Raw genomic sequence first — 637 nt, 5'->3', positions numbered from 1 at the left:
GTCTAAGGCAGCTAAACTTAAACCCATCAACAAAAGAATGACGTAAATAAGGTATGAAGTTGATTGGTTAATTTTCTCTAGTAAAGCTGCGCGAGAAATAGGAATTAAGTACCCCACAACAAGAGGGGCAAAAATGAATAGCATCCCTGAGAACATAAAACTTGATAATTCCTTAGTGAGACAAGTCGGAGACAAAAGCCACTGATAAAACAACACTCGACCTTGAGTTTAATGTTTATCGTGGATGACGTTAGTTAACTTAATTACAAGCCGCTAGCACTGAGTACTGCGTTGATTTCGTTTTGAAAGTCAGTATCACTCATATTGCTTAGGTCATACAAGACCTCTGCACCTGTTAAATTGAATTCCACTTCATGTTCATCAATACGTTCGTCTTGATTGCGGAACATCAATAAGTGGTTTGCAATTCGAGCAATGTCTAAATAACTGACTTCTGGACGAGCGGTAACAAACTTTTCGTTTGAAGAGACTTCTCGAAAATCGTTGTCGAACCCCCAGCGTTCTAGCACCAACTTACTGGTTGCAGAGCAGCGAGTTTGGAAGATTTGCAATGCCATATCAGGGTCGAGGTAATTGCCACTATCCAGATACAGGTGATATTCGTTAATGAGGCAGA

Annotated in this window: 1 pseudogene; it reads right to left on the bottom strand. The window is 40.2% G+C overall.

What is annotated here, in order from left to right:
• Positions 1-263: 263 nt before the first annotated feature.
• Positions 264-637, bottom strand: a pseudogene (locus R8N49_RS28120) (histidine kinase); the annotation flags it as partial.

The organism is Vibrio sp. 1978, assembly GCF_033344345.1.
Note: the sequence above shows the minus strand (reverse complement) of the source record. Positions and strands in the feature narration are given on the sequence as shown.